Genomic DNA, 14,828 nt, shown 5'->3' with positions numbered 1-14,828 from the left:
CTGAAGCTACAGCAGCGTGCCCATGGAAGCAGAGGGCGCAGCCAAGGTTGCCACGGAATCGTCACCAAACAGATCTTCCTCCGGGGGTCCCTCACCGCTGCCGTCCAGCAGCCCGGCCAGGGCGGTGCGGGCCAGGGCGCGGGTAACGGCGCCGCCATCCGCCAGGGCCGCACGATCCAGCCGGGCCGCGGCCTCGGCCAGCGCCGCGGCCTCGCGCGGCAGGCGTGCCAGCAGCCAGTCCTGCACGGCCGGCTCTACACGAAGCTGCCGGCGCTCGAAATGCCGGGCCAGAAGGGCACGCAGCAGGGCATCGGTGGGCTGGCCCAGCGGCGCCGTGGCGGTGGCGCGCAGCCGGCTGGCCAGGTCCGGCAGGGCCACACCCCAGCGTGAAGGTGGCTCCCGCCCGGCCATCAGCAGCAGGTGCCCGCCCGCGGCGCAGGCATTGATCAGATGGAACAGGGCCGGTTCCTCGGCCGCGCAATCGGCATCGTCAAGGGCGGTGGGCGCCCCGTGCGGCACGCCGCGCAGAGTCGGGCCGGAAAGGCGGCGCAGGCCGAGCCGGCGCGCTGCCTGGGCGAGGAAGGCGGATTTCCCGCTTCCCTCCGGCCCGTGTAGCGCCAGCCGCCCGGCGGGCCAGCTTGTCGGGTCGCCCAGCCAGGTCCGAGCCACGGCGTTGGAGGAATCCGGGATCGGCTCGATCTCGATATCGGCACGCGGAAGCAGCGGCAGCGGAAGCTGTCGGGCCATGCGGGTCAGCCCCCCGTCCTGGGTGGGTCGAGATAGAGCGGGCTCTCGAGATAGCGGCGAAGCCAGTAGCGGGCCAACACCCCGATGGCCGCCGCGATGGGCACGGCCAGCAGCACGCCCAGGAAGCCGAAGGCCACGCCACCGGCGAAAAGGGCGAAGATCACCCAGACCGCGTGCAGCTCCACCCGATTCCCGAGCAAGCGAGGATAGATGATGTAGCCCTCCACGATCTGCCCGAGGAGGAAGACGCCCATTACAACCGCGACCTGCCGCCAATTCCCGAACTGCCCTATGGCAAGCAGGATCGCCGTGGCCATTCCCGTCAGGGAGCCGACATAGGGGATGAAGGTGAGCATCCCGGCGAGCAGCCCGACCAGCAGCCCCAGTTCCAGCCCCACCGCCGAAAGGGCCAGGGCATAATAGACCGCCAGCAGCGCGCAGCAGAGGAGCTGCCCGCGCAGCCAGGCCGAGAGCACGCGGTCCGTGTCATGGGCAAGTTGTCGCAGCACGGCCGCGTTGCGGCGCGGCAGCCAGGATTCGATACGCGCCATCAGGCGGGGCCAATCCCGCAGCAGGTAGAAGCCGACGATCGGGGTCACCACCGCGAAGGTGAAGACGTTGAACAGCGCATAGCCGCCGCCAATCAGCCGCGTGGCCGAGGTGCCCAGCCAGACCAGCATCGAGCCGACCTGGGAAACGGCCAGATCCTTCAGCCCAGGATTGATGGCCATGGGCTCCATCGCCTCCTCCGCGGCGGCAAGCAGGTCGGCCACCTTCGCGCCGATCGTGGCCACATAGGAGGGCAGCCGCGTCAGCAGCACGCCGATCTGCGAAATCAGCAACGGATAGAGCAGCACCAGCGCCACCAATGCGAGCGCCATCAGCCCCATGATCAGCAGCCCCGCCCCCAGCCAGCGCGGCACACCGATCCGTGCCAGCCGCCCCGCCACGGGATCGAGGAAATAAGCCACGCAGATCGCCAGCACGAAGGGCGTCAGGATCGCGGAGAAGAACCACAGGGCGAAAATGAAAGCCGCCAGCAGCCCCAGGGCCAGCCCCAGCCGCTGCGCCCGCGTCGCGCTGCGCGGGCCAGGCGAGGGCGGCAGCGCCGGCCGGGGTGGCACCGCCGCCCGGGGCGGCGGTGGCGGAAGCGCATCGGCGGGACGGGGCGGCGCTTCACCCACGGGCGCATTCGGGCGGAGGCTCATGCCGCCCCGCGACGCGCGGCATCGCGCACATAGGCCGCGCCCGAGGCGATGGTGGTGACCGTGACGCAGCCGATCAGCAGGGGCAGCAGCCATCCCGCATCCAGCCCGAAGCCGGCCAGCATCAGGGCGATGCCGGCCAATGCGATCTGCATCAGCGTGTTGAGCTTGGAGATCAGGAGCGGGCGGATGGCGGGGCGCGAGCCCATCAACGTCAGCAGAAGCAGCCCGCCGACGATCAGCAGGTCGCGGAACACGACCAGGATGGCCAGCCAGTCCGGAAGCACATCGATGATGGCCAGGGTGACATAGACGGAAACGAGCAGCGCCTTGTCAGCCACCGGGTCCAGCATGGAGCCGAGCACGGAACGGGCATTGAGCACCCGCGCCAGCCAGCCATCGATCGCGTCCGACACCCCGGCGCCGACAAAGATGAGAAAGGCGAGGTCCAGCCGGTGCTGGATCACCAGCCACACCACGGCCGGCACGGCGCAAAGCCGGGCGAAGGTGATGATGTTGGGCAGGGTGAGGAGCGCGCCATCCGCCGGCGGGGCGGTGCCGGGCGCGGTCTCCGGCTCGGGCCCAGGCTCACGCGCCCCCGGCAAGGCCCACTCGCCAGGCGGGACCGGTGACGGGAGCCGGAACGCCCGGCGGCGCGGCGGGCACCAGCATGACCCCGCCTGTGACCAGTTCCTGCGCCGCCACATTGGGCGGGCTACGCAGGCCGATGGTCAGCTTCGCGCCCTCCACCGAGATCGCCAGGATGTCGACGCTGCCGACCGAAGGCTGCGCCAGCAGGCGCCGCCGCAGCGCCAACCACTCGTCGAGCGAACGGAAGCTGGCCCCGGCCTCGATCCGGGAACTCACGGGCAGGCTGGAGGCGCCGGCCGACGAACCCGAGGGCGATGCCGGGCCGCCGAGCGGCGGGAGGGTTCCCCCCGCCGTAGCCGTGTCGGTGCCGCCCGGCGGGCGGGCGCTCCGGAACCGGATGGTATAGCGGCCGGAATAGCCGTTCAGGGTGGAGCGCTCCTGCTCCACCACCATGCTCGTCACCATCGACTCGATCTGCGACGGGGAGGCATTGGGATTGGCCCCCGTGGCAGCCGCATAGCGCTGATAGGCCAGGCGCTGGGCATTCGCGATGGCCCGTTCCTTCGCCACCACGGCATTCTCGGCCGTCGCCTCGGCCGGCACGCCGCGCTGCACCGCCGGATCGTCCTGGGCGAATGCGGCCGGAATCGCGACAGGGGCCAGGACAGGCGCGGCCAGCAGCGCCGCGCCCATCAAGCCCGCGCGAATCGTCGCGCGCATCCCCGCCCCGCGAAAGCGGCGGATTGCGCCGGAGCACGGGACATGATGGGTTCCGCGACCGTCTGAACTGGGCATAAGCCGCTCCCCGTGGACCGCATCCTGGTTCGCCCCTGGGGATAGCCGATCAAGGACCGCCATGACCAGACTGACCTATCGCGACGCCGGCGTGGATATCGAGGCCGGCGATGCGCTGGTGGACCGGATCAAGCCGCTGGCTCGTTCCACTGACCGCAACGGTACCATGGGTGGGCTCGGCGGCTTCGGTGCGCTGTTTGACCTGAAAGCGGCAGGCTTCAGCGACCCGGTCCTCGTCTCCTCCACCGATGGCGTGGGCACCAAGCTGCGCCTGGCGATCGATGCGAAGCATCACGGCACGGTGGGCATCGACCTGGTTGCCATGTGCGTGAACGACCTCGTCGTTCAGGGGGCCGAGCCGCTCTTCTTCCTGGACTACTTCGCCACCGGCGCGCTGGACGTGGCCCAGGCCACCGAGGTGGTTTCGGGAATCGCCGAGGGTTGCCGCCAGGCCGGCTGCGCCCTGGTGGGCGGCGAGACGGCCGAGATGCCCGGCATGTATCACAAGGGCGATTATGACCTGGCCGGCTTCTCCGTCGGCGCGGCCGAGCGCGGCGCGCTGCTGCCGGCCGGCGATGTCGGCCCGGGTGACGTGGTGCTGGGCCTGGGCGCCTCGGGCGTTCATTCCAACGGCTTCTCCCTGGTCCGCCGCATCGTGGAGGCCGGGAATGCCGGCCTGACCGACCCGGCCCCCTTCGCCGCCGGCAAGACCCTGGGCGAGGCCCTGCTGGAGCCGACCCGCATCTATGTGAAGCCGGTGCTGGCCCTGCACCGCGCCGGGCTGATCAAGGCGGCGGCGCACATCACCGGCGGTGGCCTGCCGGGCAACCTGCCCCGCGTTCTGCCTGACGCCACAGTGGCCGTGGTGGATGCCAAGGCCTGGCCAGTGCCGCCCGTTTTCGCTTGGCTGGCCCACACGGGCGGGGTGGCGCCGGAGGAGATGCTGCGCGTCTTCAACTGCGGCATCGGCATGTGCCTGGTGGTCGAGGCGGGTAAGGTCGAGGCCGCCATTGCCATGCTGAAGGAGCATGGCGAAACCGCCTACCAGATCGGCCGCATTCAGGCTGGCGAGGGCGAGGCCGAGGTGCGGATGGAGGGGCTTTCCCCCGCATGGCCGAACTGAAGCGGCGCGTCGCGGTCCTCATCTCCGGCCGCGGCAGCAATCTGGGCGCACTGATCGAGGCAGCACGCCACCCGGACTACCCGGCGGAACTGGCCCTGGTTCTGTCGAACAAGGCGAGTGCCGCCGGGTTGGACCGGGCGCATGAGGCCGGAATCGCTACCGCCGTGGTGGAGAGCCGCCCCTTCGGCCGGGACCGCGCCGGATTCGAGGCCGCGATGCAGGCAAAGCTGGACGGGGCCGGGGTCGAGTTGATCGCCCTGGCCGGATTCATGCGCGTGCTGACCGAGGGCTTCGTCACCCGCTGGTCCGGCCGGATGCTGAACATCCATCCGAGCCTCCTGCCCGCCTTCCCGGGCCTGGACACCCACCAGCGGGCGATTGACGCGGGGGTGCGGCTGCATGGCTGCACCGTGCATTTCGTTACGCCCGGCGTGGATGAGGGGCCGGTCATTGTTCAGGCCGCCGTCCCGGTTCTGCCGGAGGATGACGAGGCCGCCCTCGCCGCCCGCGTCCTGGCGCAGGAGCACCGGATTTATCCCGCCGCCCTGGCCTGGGCGGCCTCCGGTGCCGCGCGGCTGGTGGACGGCCGGGTGGTGCTGGATACGCCAATGGCGGATGGCGCCTTCGCCAACCCCTTGCCCGGTTCCCTCGGCCTGCCTACAGAAACGGCCTGAACGCCGCGCCGACGCGGCCCATCACGAGGCGAACCCCATGGCCGAGGCCCAGCAGCACGTCGACTATGTTGAGGTGAAGGCGCAGGACATCCTTGCCGAGCGCCAGACCGGCTGGGCCATGTTCACCCGCGCCACCCTCTGGACGATCATTGCCGTCGTCCTGCTGTTGATCTTCCTGAAGGTCTTCTTCGGCTGATCAGATTGCCGCGTCGGGGGTGACCTACCGGCGCGGCAATGTCAGCCCCTGGAGGCTGCGGGCCATGTCGCCAAGATCCACGCGCCGGTAGCCTTCCGGCACGCGGAATCGCGCGGGATCCTGGCGGGCATAAGCCACCCGCACTGCCTCCACACCCTCTCCCCGGTCATTCAGGCCACGCAACAGCACGCCATCCGCCGTCAGGCAGGCCGTGCCGCGCTGGCCCTGCTGTTCCCAACGGTAGTTCGTGCAGCGCTCCCCAGCCTGGGTGGCGGTACCGGCCCGGGTCAGCCGCGCTGTTTCGGCCAGGCGAAGATACCGCGTGGCCTCCTCCTGCTTCAGCGGGCTCGGGGTCACGACGCGCATGGAATCCATCACCATCTCCGTGCGCCCGGTTTGGCGGTCCATCAGCCCCCAGGCTGGCAGAGATGGGGATTCGACTCGCAGCCGTCCCTCCGCCGCCAGCGCAGCCACGGTGAACTCACGCGGCGCCTGGGGGGAGGCATTGCCGAGCACGCGGTAGCTCACCACCACGTCCCGCGTCGGGAAGGTGGCGGGGCGGCTCTGGGCCTGCGCGCCGGTTGGCAGGGCAGCGAGGGCCAGCAGGGGAATGAGGCGGCGCATGAAACCCTCCGGTGATCGGCGAAAGAAGGGCCGGAGTCCGGCGCGCTGCAAGGGCAGCGCGGATCAGTTCCCGCGGCGGACGCGTCAGAGCTGGGACTCGACGGGCAGATAACGCACCATTTGCGCCAGGGCACGGCGGCGGAGCGAGGCATCCGGCTCCCGGCGCTGCACGACTGTCTCGCCGGCTTCCGTGGCGGTCCAGACAAGCCGGCCCGGCCCTTCCCGCGTCACGCGCCAGCTCCGCGCAGGGTCGGCCAGCCGGGCGTGTTCCTCCCGCAGCTCCTGCGCGATTCCGGGATGGCGGATGAAGGTCCCCATCTCCGTATTCAGTGCTGCCGAGCGTGGGTCGAGATTGAAGGAGCCAACAAAGGTCCGCGTCCCATCCACCACCAGCGCCTTGGTGTGCAGGCTGGCCCCGCGCGAGCCAAAGACGCTCGCCCCCTCCACGCCTGTCGGCTTCAACTCGTGCAGTTCCACCCCGGCAAGGAGCAGTCGCTCGCGGTACCGGGTATAGCCGCCATGGACCGCGACCACATCGGTGGCGGCCAGGGAATTGGTGACGACGGACACATGCACGCCGCGCCGGGCCAGCGCTTCCAGCATGCAGGCCCCGTGCTCACCCGGCACGAAATAGGGGGAGATCAGCAGCGCCTCCTCCCGGGCAACGCGCAAGGCGGCGAGAATGGCAGGCGCCAGGCATTCCCGGACGGGCGCCCGGCCGATCGCCTTGTCCGGCGGATCCGCGACCACCTGGATGTCCTCGGGTTCCACCCAGGCCAGATGGCTCGGATCGCCGTCCAGCACCTTCCGTACGTCAGGGTCGGCCTTCAGCCCTTCAAAGAAGGGTCTGGCCTCCGGCGCCGCGCTGGCGGCATCCAGCCGCGCGGCCAGGGCACGAAAGCCGCCGCGACGCCGCGCCGCCTGGCTGACCGTTGCAATTGGCCGCGACAGGCGGTGGTTCCAGTAACGCTCGAAGATGGCCTGCGCCTCGCCTGCCGCCGGTCCGGCGATCACCAGGTCCAGGTCGCGGAAATTGATCTCGTCGGCAGCCTCGAAATACTCGTCGCCGATATTGCGCCCGCCGCAGATAGCCAAGCGCCCATCCGCGATCCAGGCCTTGTTGTGCATGCGCCGGTTCAGGTGCCAGCCACCGAACAGCATTTCCAGCAACAACCCGAACTGACCGAGGGAGCGCCAGCGCGTGGCGTTGAAGAGCCGCACCTCGATATGCGGGTGCGCGTCCAGCGCGCCGAGCAGGCGTTCCCGCCCGATCGCGTACATGTCGTCCAGCAGCACGCGCACCCGCACGCCGCGCTCCGCCACGCGCAGCACCTCCCGCGCCAGCGCCCGGCCGGTCAGGTCATCACGCCAGTGATAGTATTGCAGGTCCAGGCTGGTCGTCGCTGTCCGCGCCGCCTCCACCCGGGCTGCGAAGGCGGTCAGCCCACCCTGCATCAGCTCCACGCTGCTGCCTTCCCGGGCCTGCAGGGCCGAGATTCCGGTGGTCAGGACGCGGCCATCCGCGTCCGGGGCAACGGATGAGCCCATCAGGCCGCCATGGAGACAGCGGTGACGCCATGCGCGGCCGCCCCCACCAAGTCCAGCCGCCCCTTTAGCGGCAGATGATCGGAGGCAATGCGGGACAGCGGCGTGTCATGCGCCTGGAGCGCCCGGACCAGCCCATGCGGCCGGCCGAAGATCCGGTCCAGCGGCAAAATCGGCAAACGACTGGGGAAGGTGGCGGGGCCGGGATGGGCATGGCCGAAGGGACCCGCCAGGGCACGTAGCGAGGAGCGCCGGCCCGGTCGCCACTCATTGAGATCACCCAGCATAATCGTGGGCATGTCGTCATGCTGGGCCAGGGCCGAAAGGATGGCCGCCACTTGCTGCGCCCGGTGGCGCCGCAGCAATCCGAAATGGGCGGCGATCACCCGCAGTGGCCCCGCTTGCAGTTCCATCTCCACCATGACGGCGCCGCGCGGCTCGCCCCCGGGCAGCGCCATGCGATGCAACCGCGTCACCTGCCCTTCCCGCAGCAGCAGCGCATTGCCATGCCAGCCATGCCCGCCTGGGGTGGTAGAGAGCGGAACGAGGCGAAGCCCGGTGCGGCGCTCAATCTCCGCCATATCCAGCAGCCCCACGCGACGGCCGAAGCGGCGGTCCGCCTCCTGCAGGGCCAGGATGTCGGCATCCAGCTCGGCGATCACCTCCGCCACCCGCGCCGGGTCGAAGCGCTTGTCGGTGCCGACGCATTTGTGAACGTTGTAGGAGGCGACCGTCAGCGCCCCATCGGGAATCGGCACGGGATCATGCACCGGACTGCTGAAACGGCCTCGGATCTCGGCCAGGACGCGGGGCAAGGTAGGCTCGCGACCAGAGAGCGGCCGCGGGGGTGGTGATCTCATCCTGCCTCAGACCTGGACATCGGGCGGAACCCGCCCGGGGGACACCTGACTTGGGAATGCGGAGACCGCAAACCAAGCTGGAACGGAAGACACCAGCCGGCAAGCGGGTTCCGCTCGCTCCAACATATCTTCACATATCCAACAGATCACGGGGCCCGGAGCGTGCCTCCGCAGGGCTATCACGCCCAGCCCGGCAGCGCACCGCCGTCCACCGGGTTGCGGGCCGGACGGAGCACGGCTGCGAGGTTGGCCTCCACCTCGGCCCGCTCCGCGGGCTCGCCGCGCCGAATGTCGTAATCCGCCCCACCCGGATAGGCACCGACCACCTCGAAATCCGCGCTGGCCCATTCACGGCAATGGCCGACGCCCGCAGGGATCACGACGGCGTCGCCGGCACGCAGCACCAGGGTTTCCCCTGCGGGCCCGCCGAAGCGGATCCGGGCCTCCCCACGGGACACGCCCAGGGCTTCGTGCGCGGTGCTATGGAAGTGGTGGTAGGGAAAGACCCCGTCGGTCCAGGCGTTGGACCAGCCATGGCGGGCGAAATGGGCCGTGATGCCCCCGGCATCCCCAGCCAGGGCGCCCCGCCAGATCAGCAATGGCAACCTCGAATTGGGAATGGCACCACTTGGCGCAAAACGGTGCTGTTCCAACATCCTGCGGCGCTCCGGTTGTGATTCCACGTCCTTCTACACGCGATTGCCCTTGGAACTTCGTTCCGATCCTGCGTTGATGTGGGAATAAGGAGAAGACCGGAACCGGCGAGACCATGGAAGCGCCTGGGGTGAGGCAGTCACCAGCGATAACGCAGGTCGCGGACGGGCTGTTCCGGACAGCCTTCGAATACGCCGCCCTGCCCGCGCTCATCACGGAACCTGACCTCGCCTTTCCCGGGCCAAGGATCCGGTTCGCCAATGCAGCCATGGCGAGCATGACCGGCTTCAGCGTGGAGGAGCTGGTGGGCAAGAGTCCCCGGATCCTCCAGGGCCCCCGGACCGACCGCGCCGTGCTCGACCGCCTGAAAGCCGGGTTATCCCGTGAGCGCCGCTTCAGCGGGGAGGTCGTGAACTACCGTAAAGATGGTAGCGAATACATGGTCGAGTGGGCCATCACCGCGCTTCCAGGAGCGGATGGCAGTGTGCAGGGCTGGTTATCAATCCAGCGCGACGTCACAGAGCGCCGCGCGTCGGGCCGTGCCCTGGTCGCGGCCGAGGCACGGCAGCGGGCGCTGGTGGAGGGCATCCCGCAGCTCGTGTGGCGAGCAGCGGACAGCGGCAGCTGGACTTGGTCCAGCCCGCAATGGAGCCGCTACACCGGCCTGAGCGAGGAAGAGAGCCAGGGGCAAGGCTGGCTGGCCGCGCTACATCCCGATGACCGCGAAGCTGCCCTGGCAGCCTGGGCAGGCGCCGAGAATGGCGTGCCGCTGGATATGGAAACCCGGATCTTCCGCGCCGCCGAGGGTCGCTACCGTTGGCACCGGACCCGCGCGACGCCCGTGTCAGACGAGTCAGGGCGCCCCATGGAATGGCTGGGTACCTCGACCGATATCGACGACCTCCGGCGCCTGCAGGACCAGCAGGGCGTGCTGATCGCGGAACTGCAGCACCGCACGCGCAACCTCCTGGGCGTGGTGCGCTCCATCGCAGAGCAGACGATCGCATCGAATAATTCGGTGGCGGCTTTCAGGAAGGAATTCGGCGAACGGTTGGAAGCGCTGTCGCGGGTTCAGGGTTTTCTTTCCCGGTCAGCACAGGAGCCGATCACCATCGGCGCCCTGATCCGGGCCGAACTGGCCGCCCTGGGCGGGGAGGAATTCTGGAGCCGCATCACGCTGGACGGACCAGAGGTGCCCTTACGCAACTCCATGGTGCAGATCCTGGCCATGGCGCTGCATGAGCTTGCCACCAATGCCCGCAAATATGGCGCGCTGGCGGTCATGCATGGACGCCTGACGGTAACCTGGCGGATCCAGGAGGGCGACGGACGCCGCCTGTTGCTGCAATGGGTCGAAAGGGGCGTCGGCCGGCGCGCACCGGACCGGGAGAGCGCCCGGCGGGGCTATGGGCGCGAGCTGATCGAGAAGGCCCTGCCCTATCAGCTTGGCGCGAGCACCATCTACGAACTCGATGAGAACGGGTTGCGCTGCATCATCAGCGCGCCGGTAGTCAGCCTGGCCACCGCCTAGTCGGCCCAAGGCCCTGCGCGTCGGCGGGCCTCGGGCCGCGTGGGATCAGCCACCCCCGGCGCAGCGGCGTGCCGGATCAGTCATCCGCCCCGACGGAACGGGCCAGCACCTCGCGCTTGCCGACATGGTTAGCCGGGCCGACCACACCTTCGCGTTCCATCTGCTCGATGAGCTTGGCAGCGCGGTTGTAGCCGATATTGAGGTGCCGCTGGACGAAGCTGGTGCTCGCCTTGCCCTCGCGGGTGACCAGGGCGACGGCCTGCTCGTAAAGCCCCTTCTCGCCGCTGCCGGTGTCGAGCGGCATGGAGCCGCCCTCCTCGTCGTCCTCGGTCTCCGTCACTTCCTCGATATAGGCCGGCTCGCCCTGCTCGCGCAGGAAGTCCACCACGCGCTCCACCTCCTCGTCCGAGACGAAGGGGCCGTGCACGCGGTTCACGCGACCGCCGCCGGCCATGTGCAGCATGTCGCCCTGGCCGAGCAGCTGCTCCGCCCCCTGCTCGCCGAGAATGGTGCGGCTGTCGATCTTGGACGTGACGGCGAAGGAGATGCGCGTCGGGAAGTTCGCCTTGATGGTGCCGGTGATGACGTCCACGGACGGGCGCTGCGTCGCCATGATCACATGGATGCCGGCAGCGCGGGCCATCTGCGCCAGGCGCTGCACCGCGGCCTCGATCTCCTTGCCCGCCACGATCATCAGATCCGCCATCTCGTCGATCACCACGACGATCATCGGCAGGGATTGCAGATTGAGCGGCTGGTCCTCGAAGACCGGCTTGCCGGTCTCGGGATCGAAGCCCGTCTGCACGCGGCGGGTCAGCAGGTCGCCGCGCTGGGCAGCGGCCAAGACCTTCTCGTTGTAGCCGCCGATGTTGCGGACGCCGAGCTGGCTCATCGCCTTGTAGCGGCGCTCCATTTCCCGCACCGTCCACTTCAGCGCGCCGATCGCCTTGGGCGGCTCCGTCACCACGGGAGCCAGCAGATGCGGGATCCGGTCATAGACCGACAGTTCCAGCATCTTCGGGTCGATCATGATGAAGCGGCACTCATCCGGCCCGAAGCGGTAGAGCAGCGACAGGATCATGGTGTTGATCCCGACCGACTTACCGGAGCCCGTTGTACCGGCGATCAGCAGGTGCGGCATGCGCGCGAGATCGGCCACCACCGGTGCACCGCCAATATCCTTGCCGAGTGCCAACGGCAGCTTACCGGGATTTCGCGCCCAATCCTCCGCTTCCATCATCTCGGAGAAATAGACCATCTCGCGCTTCGCATTCGGCAGTTCGATGCCGATCACGTTGCGGCCGGGCACGGTCGCGATGCGGACGGCCAGCACGGACATGCTGCGCGCGATGTCGTCGGCCAGACCGATGACGCGGGCGGATTTGGTGCCAGGCGCCGGCTCCAGTTCGTAGAGCGTGACCACCGGACCGGGGCGGATATCCGCGATCCGCCCGCGCACGCCGTAATCCTCCAACACGGATTCCAGCAGCCGCGCATTCTCCTCCAGCGCCTCGCGGGAGGGGCCGCTCTCGCGGCGCGGAGGGGCCGGAGCCAGCAAGGAGAGGGGCGGCAGGCGGAACTTGCCGTCATCGCCCTTCTTCACCGTTTCCGAGATCGGCAGGCGGCGCTGGGGAAGCACGCGGTCGGCGATCCGCAGGCCCTCAGCCTTGGCCTCTTCCACCTTCGGCTCGGGCCGCGGGCGCGGGGCCGGGCGCGGGCGGGGAGCCGGCGGCTCCGCCTCGGCAGCCGCATCGGCGGCACGCAACAGAGCGGAAAGCTGCGGCGAGGGCTCGGGGCGGCGGCGCATCAGTCCGGCGAGCGCGCCGGGCGCGCCCAGCATCCGGGCGAACAGGCCGGGTCGGCGCTCCTCAGCCACCGGGTGCGAGGAGGCCCGGCGCTCGCGCGCCTGGCGGGCCTCGGCGGCCCGGGCACGTGCCTCGGACCGGCGGCGCAGGATGTTGCTGGCCATGCCGGAGCTACGCCGCGCCGCCGCGCCGCCCGCCCGCCGCCAGGAGGAGAGCGGAATGGCCAGCGCCAGCACCGAGGCCAGCACCGCCAACCCGGTGATCGCGGTATTACCAAGCACGTCGCCCAGCGGCCCGAACACGGCGCCGATGGTTTCGTCCACCGCCTGGCGCACCAGCGGGCCCATGGCCCCGCCGGGGGTACCGCTCGGAACCGGCACCGGCAGAGGGGTGCTGGAGAGCGCCGCTGCGAGCAGCGGCAACGCGGCTAGCAGTGCAGCCACCCGCCCGGCGAAGGGCGACAGCCCGCGATGAGTGGCCAGTCGCAGCGCCCAGGTCAGCAGGCAGAGTGCAGGCAGCAGCCCCGCCCAGCCGAAGCCCTGGAGCAGCACATCCGACACCATGGCGCCGAACGGCCCGGCCAGATTGGTCGGGGCGCGCGTTGTGGCGGTGGAAAGAGAGGGATCGGCCGGGTTGTGGCTGGCCAGCGAAACCAGCACTGCCAGACCCAGCAACCCGCAGATCATGCCCAGAAGCTGCCCCCCGCGCCGCTTCAGCGCGGCCTTCACGGCGGGCGAGGCGAAACGGCGGATGCCGGCCGAAGTACCAAAGGGGTTCATGCCGGTATCCGCGGCGATCGGGGCATTGGAGGATCGATTCGCGGTGGCGCGCGGCATGGTCTTCCCAGGCAAGGTTGATGCAGCGGGGGAAGACTACACCGCAATGCCTTGGTTTGGGCGACACAGTTGTCGGCCAATCGACGTGGCGCCGGGGGCCGAAAAGAAAAAAAGCCGGGGAGAAGGAATTCTCCCCGGCCTCCTCGTCTCTTACTCCGGGTCGAAGGCGCGCCAGCCTTGCCGGCGCGCCTCGGCGGCTCAGTAGCGGTACAGCTCCGCCTTGAAGGGCCCCTGCTGCGGCACGCCGATATAGTCGGCCTGCTGCTGGGTGAGCTTGGTGAGCTTCGCGCCGACCTTCTCCAGGTGCAGGAAGGCCACCTTTTCATCCAGGTGCTTCGGCAGGGTGTAGACCTGCTTCCCATAGGCCGAACCGTTCGTCCACAGCTCGATCTGCGCCAGCGTCTGGTTGGTGAAGGAGGCGGACATCACGAAGGAGGGATGGCCCGTGGCATTGCCCAGGTTCACCAGCCGGCCCTCGGAGAGCAAGGTGATCTTCTTGCCGTCCGCGAACTCGATCTCGTCCACCTGCGGCTTGATGTTCGTCCACTTCAGGTTGCGCAGCGCCGAAACCTGGATCTCGCTGTCGAAGTGGCCGATGTTGCAGACGATCGCGCGGTTCTTCATCGCGCGCATGTGGTCGATGGTGATGACGTCCACATTGCCCGTGGCCGTGACGAAGATGTCGGCGCGGGGCGCGGCATCCTCCATGGTCACGACCTCATAGCCCTCCATCGCCGCCTGCAGCGCGCAGATCGGGTCGACCTCCGTCACCATCACGCGGCAGCCGGCATTGCGGAGGCTGGCGGCGGAGCCCTTGCCGACATCGCCGAAGCCGGCGACGCAGGCGATCTTGCCTGCCATCATCACGTCGGTGCCACGGCGGATGCCATCCACCAGGGACTCGCGGCAGCCATACAGGTTGTCGAACTTCGACTTGGTGACGCTGTCATTCACGTTGATGGCGGGGAAGAGCAGCTTGCCCTCCTTCGCCATGGTGTAGAGGCGGTGAACGCCCGTGGTCGTCTCCTCGGACACGCCCTTGATCGAGGCGGCGAGCTTGGCGAACCAGCCCGGCTTCTCCGTCAGGGTGCGCTTGATGAGGGCGAAGAAGACGGTCTCCTCGTCATTCGTCGCCTTGTCGAGGAAGGCGGTGTCGCCCTGCTCGGCGCGCAGGCCGTAATGGACCAGCAGCGTCATGTCGCCGCCATCGTCCAGCAGCATGTTCGGCTCGCCGCCATCAGCCCATTCCAGGGTGCGGCGGACATAGTTCCAGTACTCTTCCAGGCTCTCGCCCTTCACGGCGAAGACCGGGGTGCCGGCGGCCGCGATGGCGGCGGCAGCGTGGTCCTGGGTGGAGAAGATGTTGCAGGAGGACCAGCGGACATCGGCGCCAAGGGCCTTCAGCGTCTCGATCAGCACGGCCGTCTGGATGGTCATGTGCAGGCAGCCGGCGATCCGGGCGCCCTTCAACGGCTGGCTGTTGCCGTATTCGCGGCGGGTGGCCATCAGGCCGGGCATCTCGTCCTCAGCCATCTCAATCTCCTTGCGGCCCCACTGGGCGAGGGAGAGATCGGCGACGACGTAGTCGTTCTTCGGGGGCAGGGTGTCGGGCATGTCAGGCGGCCTTCCGTGTCTGCCGAGG

14 protein-coding genes are annotated in these 14,828 nt (G+C 69.2%); 4 read left to right on the top strand and 10 right to left on the bottom strand.

What is annotated here, in order from left to right:
• Positions 1-6: 6 nt before the first annotated feature.
• From ACO1BU_RS04165 to ACO1BU_RS04150, 4 genes are read right to left on the bottom strand one after another with little or no spacing between them, the layout of a single operon-like run.
• Entirely contained in the window at positions 7-747 is a 741-nt protein-coding gene (locus ACO1BU_RS04165) for a P-loop NTPase family protein (RefSeq protein WP_424134648.1), read from the bottom strand.
• Positions 748-752: 5 nt separating this feature from the next.
• Positions 753-1,955, bottom strand: coding sequence for an AI-2E family transporter (locus ACO1BU_RS04160; protein ID WP_424134647.1), 1,203 nt, complete (start codon positions 1,953-1,955; stop codon positions 753-755).
• A complete protein-coding gene (locus tag ACO1BU_RS04155; protein WP_424134646.1) occupies positions 1,952-2,557 on the bottom strand; it encodes a CDP-alcohol phosphatidyltransferase family protein in 606 nt (201 codons plus the stop codon). The genes ACO1BU_RS04160 and ACO1BU_RS04155 overlap by 4 nt, the downstream gene beginning before the upstream one ends.
• Complete coding sequence (locus tag ACO1BU_RS04150; protein WP_424134645.1) at positions 2,541-3,263, bottom strand: hypothetical protein; 723 nt, start codon at positions 3,261-3,263, stop codon at positions 2,541-2,543. The genes ACO1BU_RS04155 and ACO1BU_RS04150 overlap by 17 nt, the downstream gene beginning before the upstream one ends.
• Before the next feature lie 136 nt (positions 3,264-3,399).
• On the opposite strand from ACO1BU_RS04150, the gene purM reads away from it, so the two are divergent.
• Genes purM through ACO1BU_RS04135 form a run of 3 tightly spaced genes read left to right on the top strand, consistent with a single transcriptional unit; the run spans position 3,400 to position 5,331 of the window.
• Complete coding sequence (gene purM / locus ACO1BU_RS04145; RefSeq protein WP_424134644.1) at positions 3,400-4,461, top strand: phosphoribosylformylglycinamidine cyclo-ligase; 1,062 nt, start codon at positions 3,400-3,402, stop codon at positions 4,459-4,461.
• A complete protein-coding gene (gene purN, locus ACO1BU_RS04140) occupies positions 4,449-5,135 on the top strand; it encodes a phosphoribosylglycinamide formyltransferase (protein WP_424134643.1) in 687 nt (228 codons plus the stop codon). Before purM ends, purN begins: the two co-directional genes overlap by 13 nt.
• A gap of 37 nt (positions 5,136-5,172) precedes the next feature.
• On the top strand, positions 5,173-5,331 hold the full coding sequence (locus ACO1BU_RS04135; RefSeq protein ID WP_424134642.1) for a preprotein translocase subunit SecE: 159 nt from the start codon (positions 5,173-5,175) through the stop codon (positions 5,329-5,331).
• Between the two features lie 24 nt (positions 5,332-5,355).
• Here the strand turns inward: ACO1BU_RS04135 and ACO1BU_RS04130 are convergent, their stop codons facing one another.
• From ACO1BU_RS04130 to ACO1BU_RS04115, 4 genes are all read right to left on the bottom strand, one after another.
• Positions 5,356-5,955, bottom strand: a complete 600-nt coding sequence (locus tag ACO1BU_RS04130; RefSeq protein WP_424134641.1) for a hypothetical protein — start codon at positions 5,953-5,955, stop codon at positions 5,356-5,358.
• A gap of 84 nt (positions 5,956-6,039) precedes the next feature.
• Positions 6,040-7,503, bottom strand: coding sequence for a phospholipase D family protein (locus ACO1BU_RS04125; protein WP_424134640.1), 1,464 nt, complete (start codon positions 7,501-7,503; stop codon positions 6,040-6,042).
• Positions 7,503-8,315, bottom strand: coding sequence for an endonuclease/exonuclease/phosphatase family protein (locus tag ACO1BU_RS04120; protein WP_424134639.1), 813 nt, complete (start codon positions 8,313-8,315; stop codon positions 7,503-7,505). The genes ACO1BU_RS04125 and ACO1BU_RS04120 overlap by 1 nt, the downstream gene beginning before the upstream one ends.
• Before the next feature lie 224 nt (positions 8,316-8,539).
• Complete coding sequence (locus tag ACO1BU_RS04115; protein ID WP_424134638.1) at positions 8,540-8,959, bottom strand: cupin domain-containing protein; 420 nt, start codon at positions 8,957-8,959, stop codon at positions 8,540-8,542.
• Between the two features lie 185 nt (positions 8,960-9,144).
• Between ACO1BU_RS04115 and ACO1BU_RS04110 the strand changes: the two genes are divergently transcribed.
• Positions 9,145-10,545 carry a PAS domain S-box protein gene (locus ACO1BU_RS04110; RefSeq protein WP_424134637.1) on the top strand — a complete coding sequence of 467 codons (1,401 nt, stop codon included), beginning with the start codon at positions 9,145-9,147 and terminating at the stop codon, positions 10,543-10,545.
• Positions 10,546-10,621: 76 nt separating this feature from the next.
• On the opposite strand, the gene ACO1BU_RS04105 is transcribed toward ACO1BU_RS04110, so the two are convergent.
• Together ACO1BU_RS04105 and ahcY are read right to left on the bottom strand one after the other, a co-directional pair.
• Positions 10,622-13,186: an FtsK/SpoIIIE family DNA translocase gene (locus ACO1BU_RS04105; protein ID WP_424134636.1), complete on the bottom strand. Its 2,565-nt coding sequence runs from the start codon at positions 13,184-13,186 to the stop codon at positions 10,622-10,624.
• Between the two features lie 198 nt (positions 13,187-13,384).
• A complete protein-coding gene (gene ahcY, locus ACO1BU_RS04100; protein ID WP_424134635.1) occupies positions 13,385-14,800 on the bottom strand; it encodes an adenosylhomocysteinase in 1,416 nt (471 codons plus the stop codon).
• Positions 14,801-14,828: the final 28 nt, after the last annotated feature.

This window comes from Roseomonas chloroacetimidivorans (genome assembly GCF_049629625.1).
In the GTDB taxonomy this organism is placed as follows: domain Bacteria; phylum Pseudomonadota; class Alphaproteobacteria; order Acetobacterales; family Acetobacteraceae; genus Roseomonas; species Roseomonas chloroacetimidivorans.
Note: the sequence above shows the minus strand (reverse complement) of the source record. Positions and strands in the feature narration are given on the sequence as shown.

What these genes read in the sequence shown, in the direction of transcription:
- purN (WP_424134643.1), top strand. Translation starts at nt 4,449, where the DNA reads ATGGCCGAACTGAAGCGGCGCGTCGCGGTCCTCATCTCCGGCCGCGGC.
- ahcY (WP_424134635.1), bottom strand. Translation starts at nt 14,800, where the DNA reads ATGCCCGACACCCTGCCCCCGAAGAACGACTACGTCGTCGCCGATCTC.
- ACO1BU_RS04150 (WP_424134645.1), bottom strand. Translation starts at nt 3,263, where the DNA reads ATGCGCGCGACGATTCGCGCGGGCTTGATGGGCGCGGCGCTGCTGGCC.
- ACO1BU_RS04105 (WP_424134636.1), bottom strand. Translation starts at nt 13,186, where the DNA reads ATGCCGCGCGCCACCGCGAATCGATCCTCCAATGCCCCGATCGCCGCG.
- ACO1BU_RS04135 (WP_424134642.1), top strand. Translation starts at nt 5,173, where the DNA reads ATGGCCGAGGCCCAGCAGCACGTCGACTATGTTGAGGTGAAGGCGCAG.
- purM (WP_424134644.1), top strand. Translation starts at nt 3,400, where the DNA reads ATGACCAGACTGACCTATCGCGACGCCGGCGTGGATATCGAGGCCGGC.
- ACO1BU_RS04125 (WP_424134640.1), bottom strand. Translation starts at nt 7,503, where the DNA reads ATGGGCTCATCCGTTGCCCCGGACGCGGATGGCCGCGTCCTGACCACC.
- ACO1BU_RS04165 (WP_424134648.1), bottom strand. Translation starts at nt 747, where the DNA reads ATGGCCCGACAGCTTCCGCTGCCGCTGCTTCCGCGTGCCGATATCGAG.
- ACO1BU_RS04160 (WP_424134647.1), bottom strand. Translation starts at nt 1,955, where the DNA reads ATGAGCCTCCGCCCGAATGCGCCCGTGGGTGAAGCGCCGCCCCGTCCC.
- ACO1BU_RS04130 (WP_424134641.1), bottom strand. Translation starts at nt 5,955, where the DNA reads ATGCGCCGCCTCATTCCCCTGCTGGCCCTCGCTGCCCTGCCAACCGGC.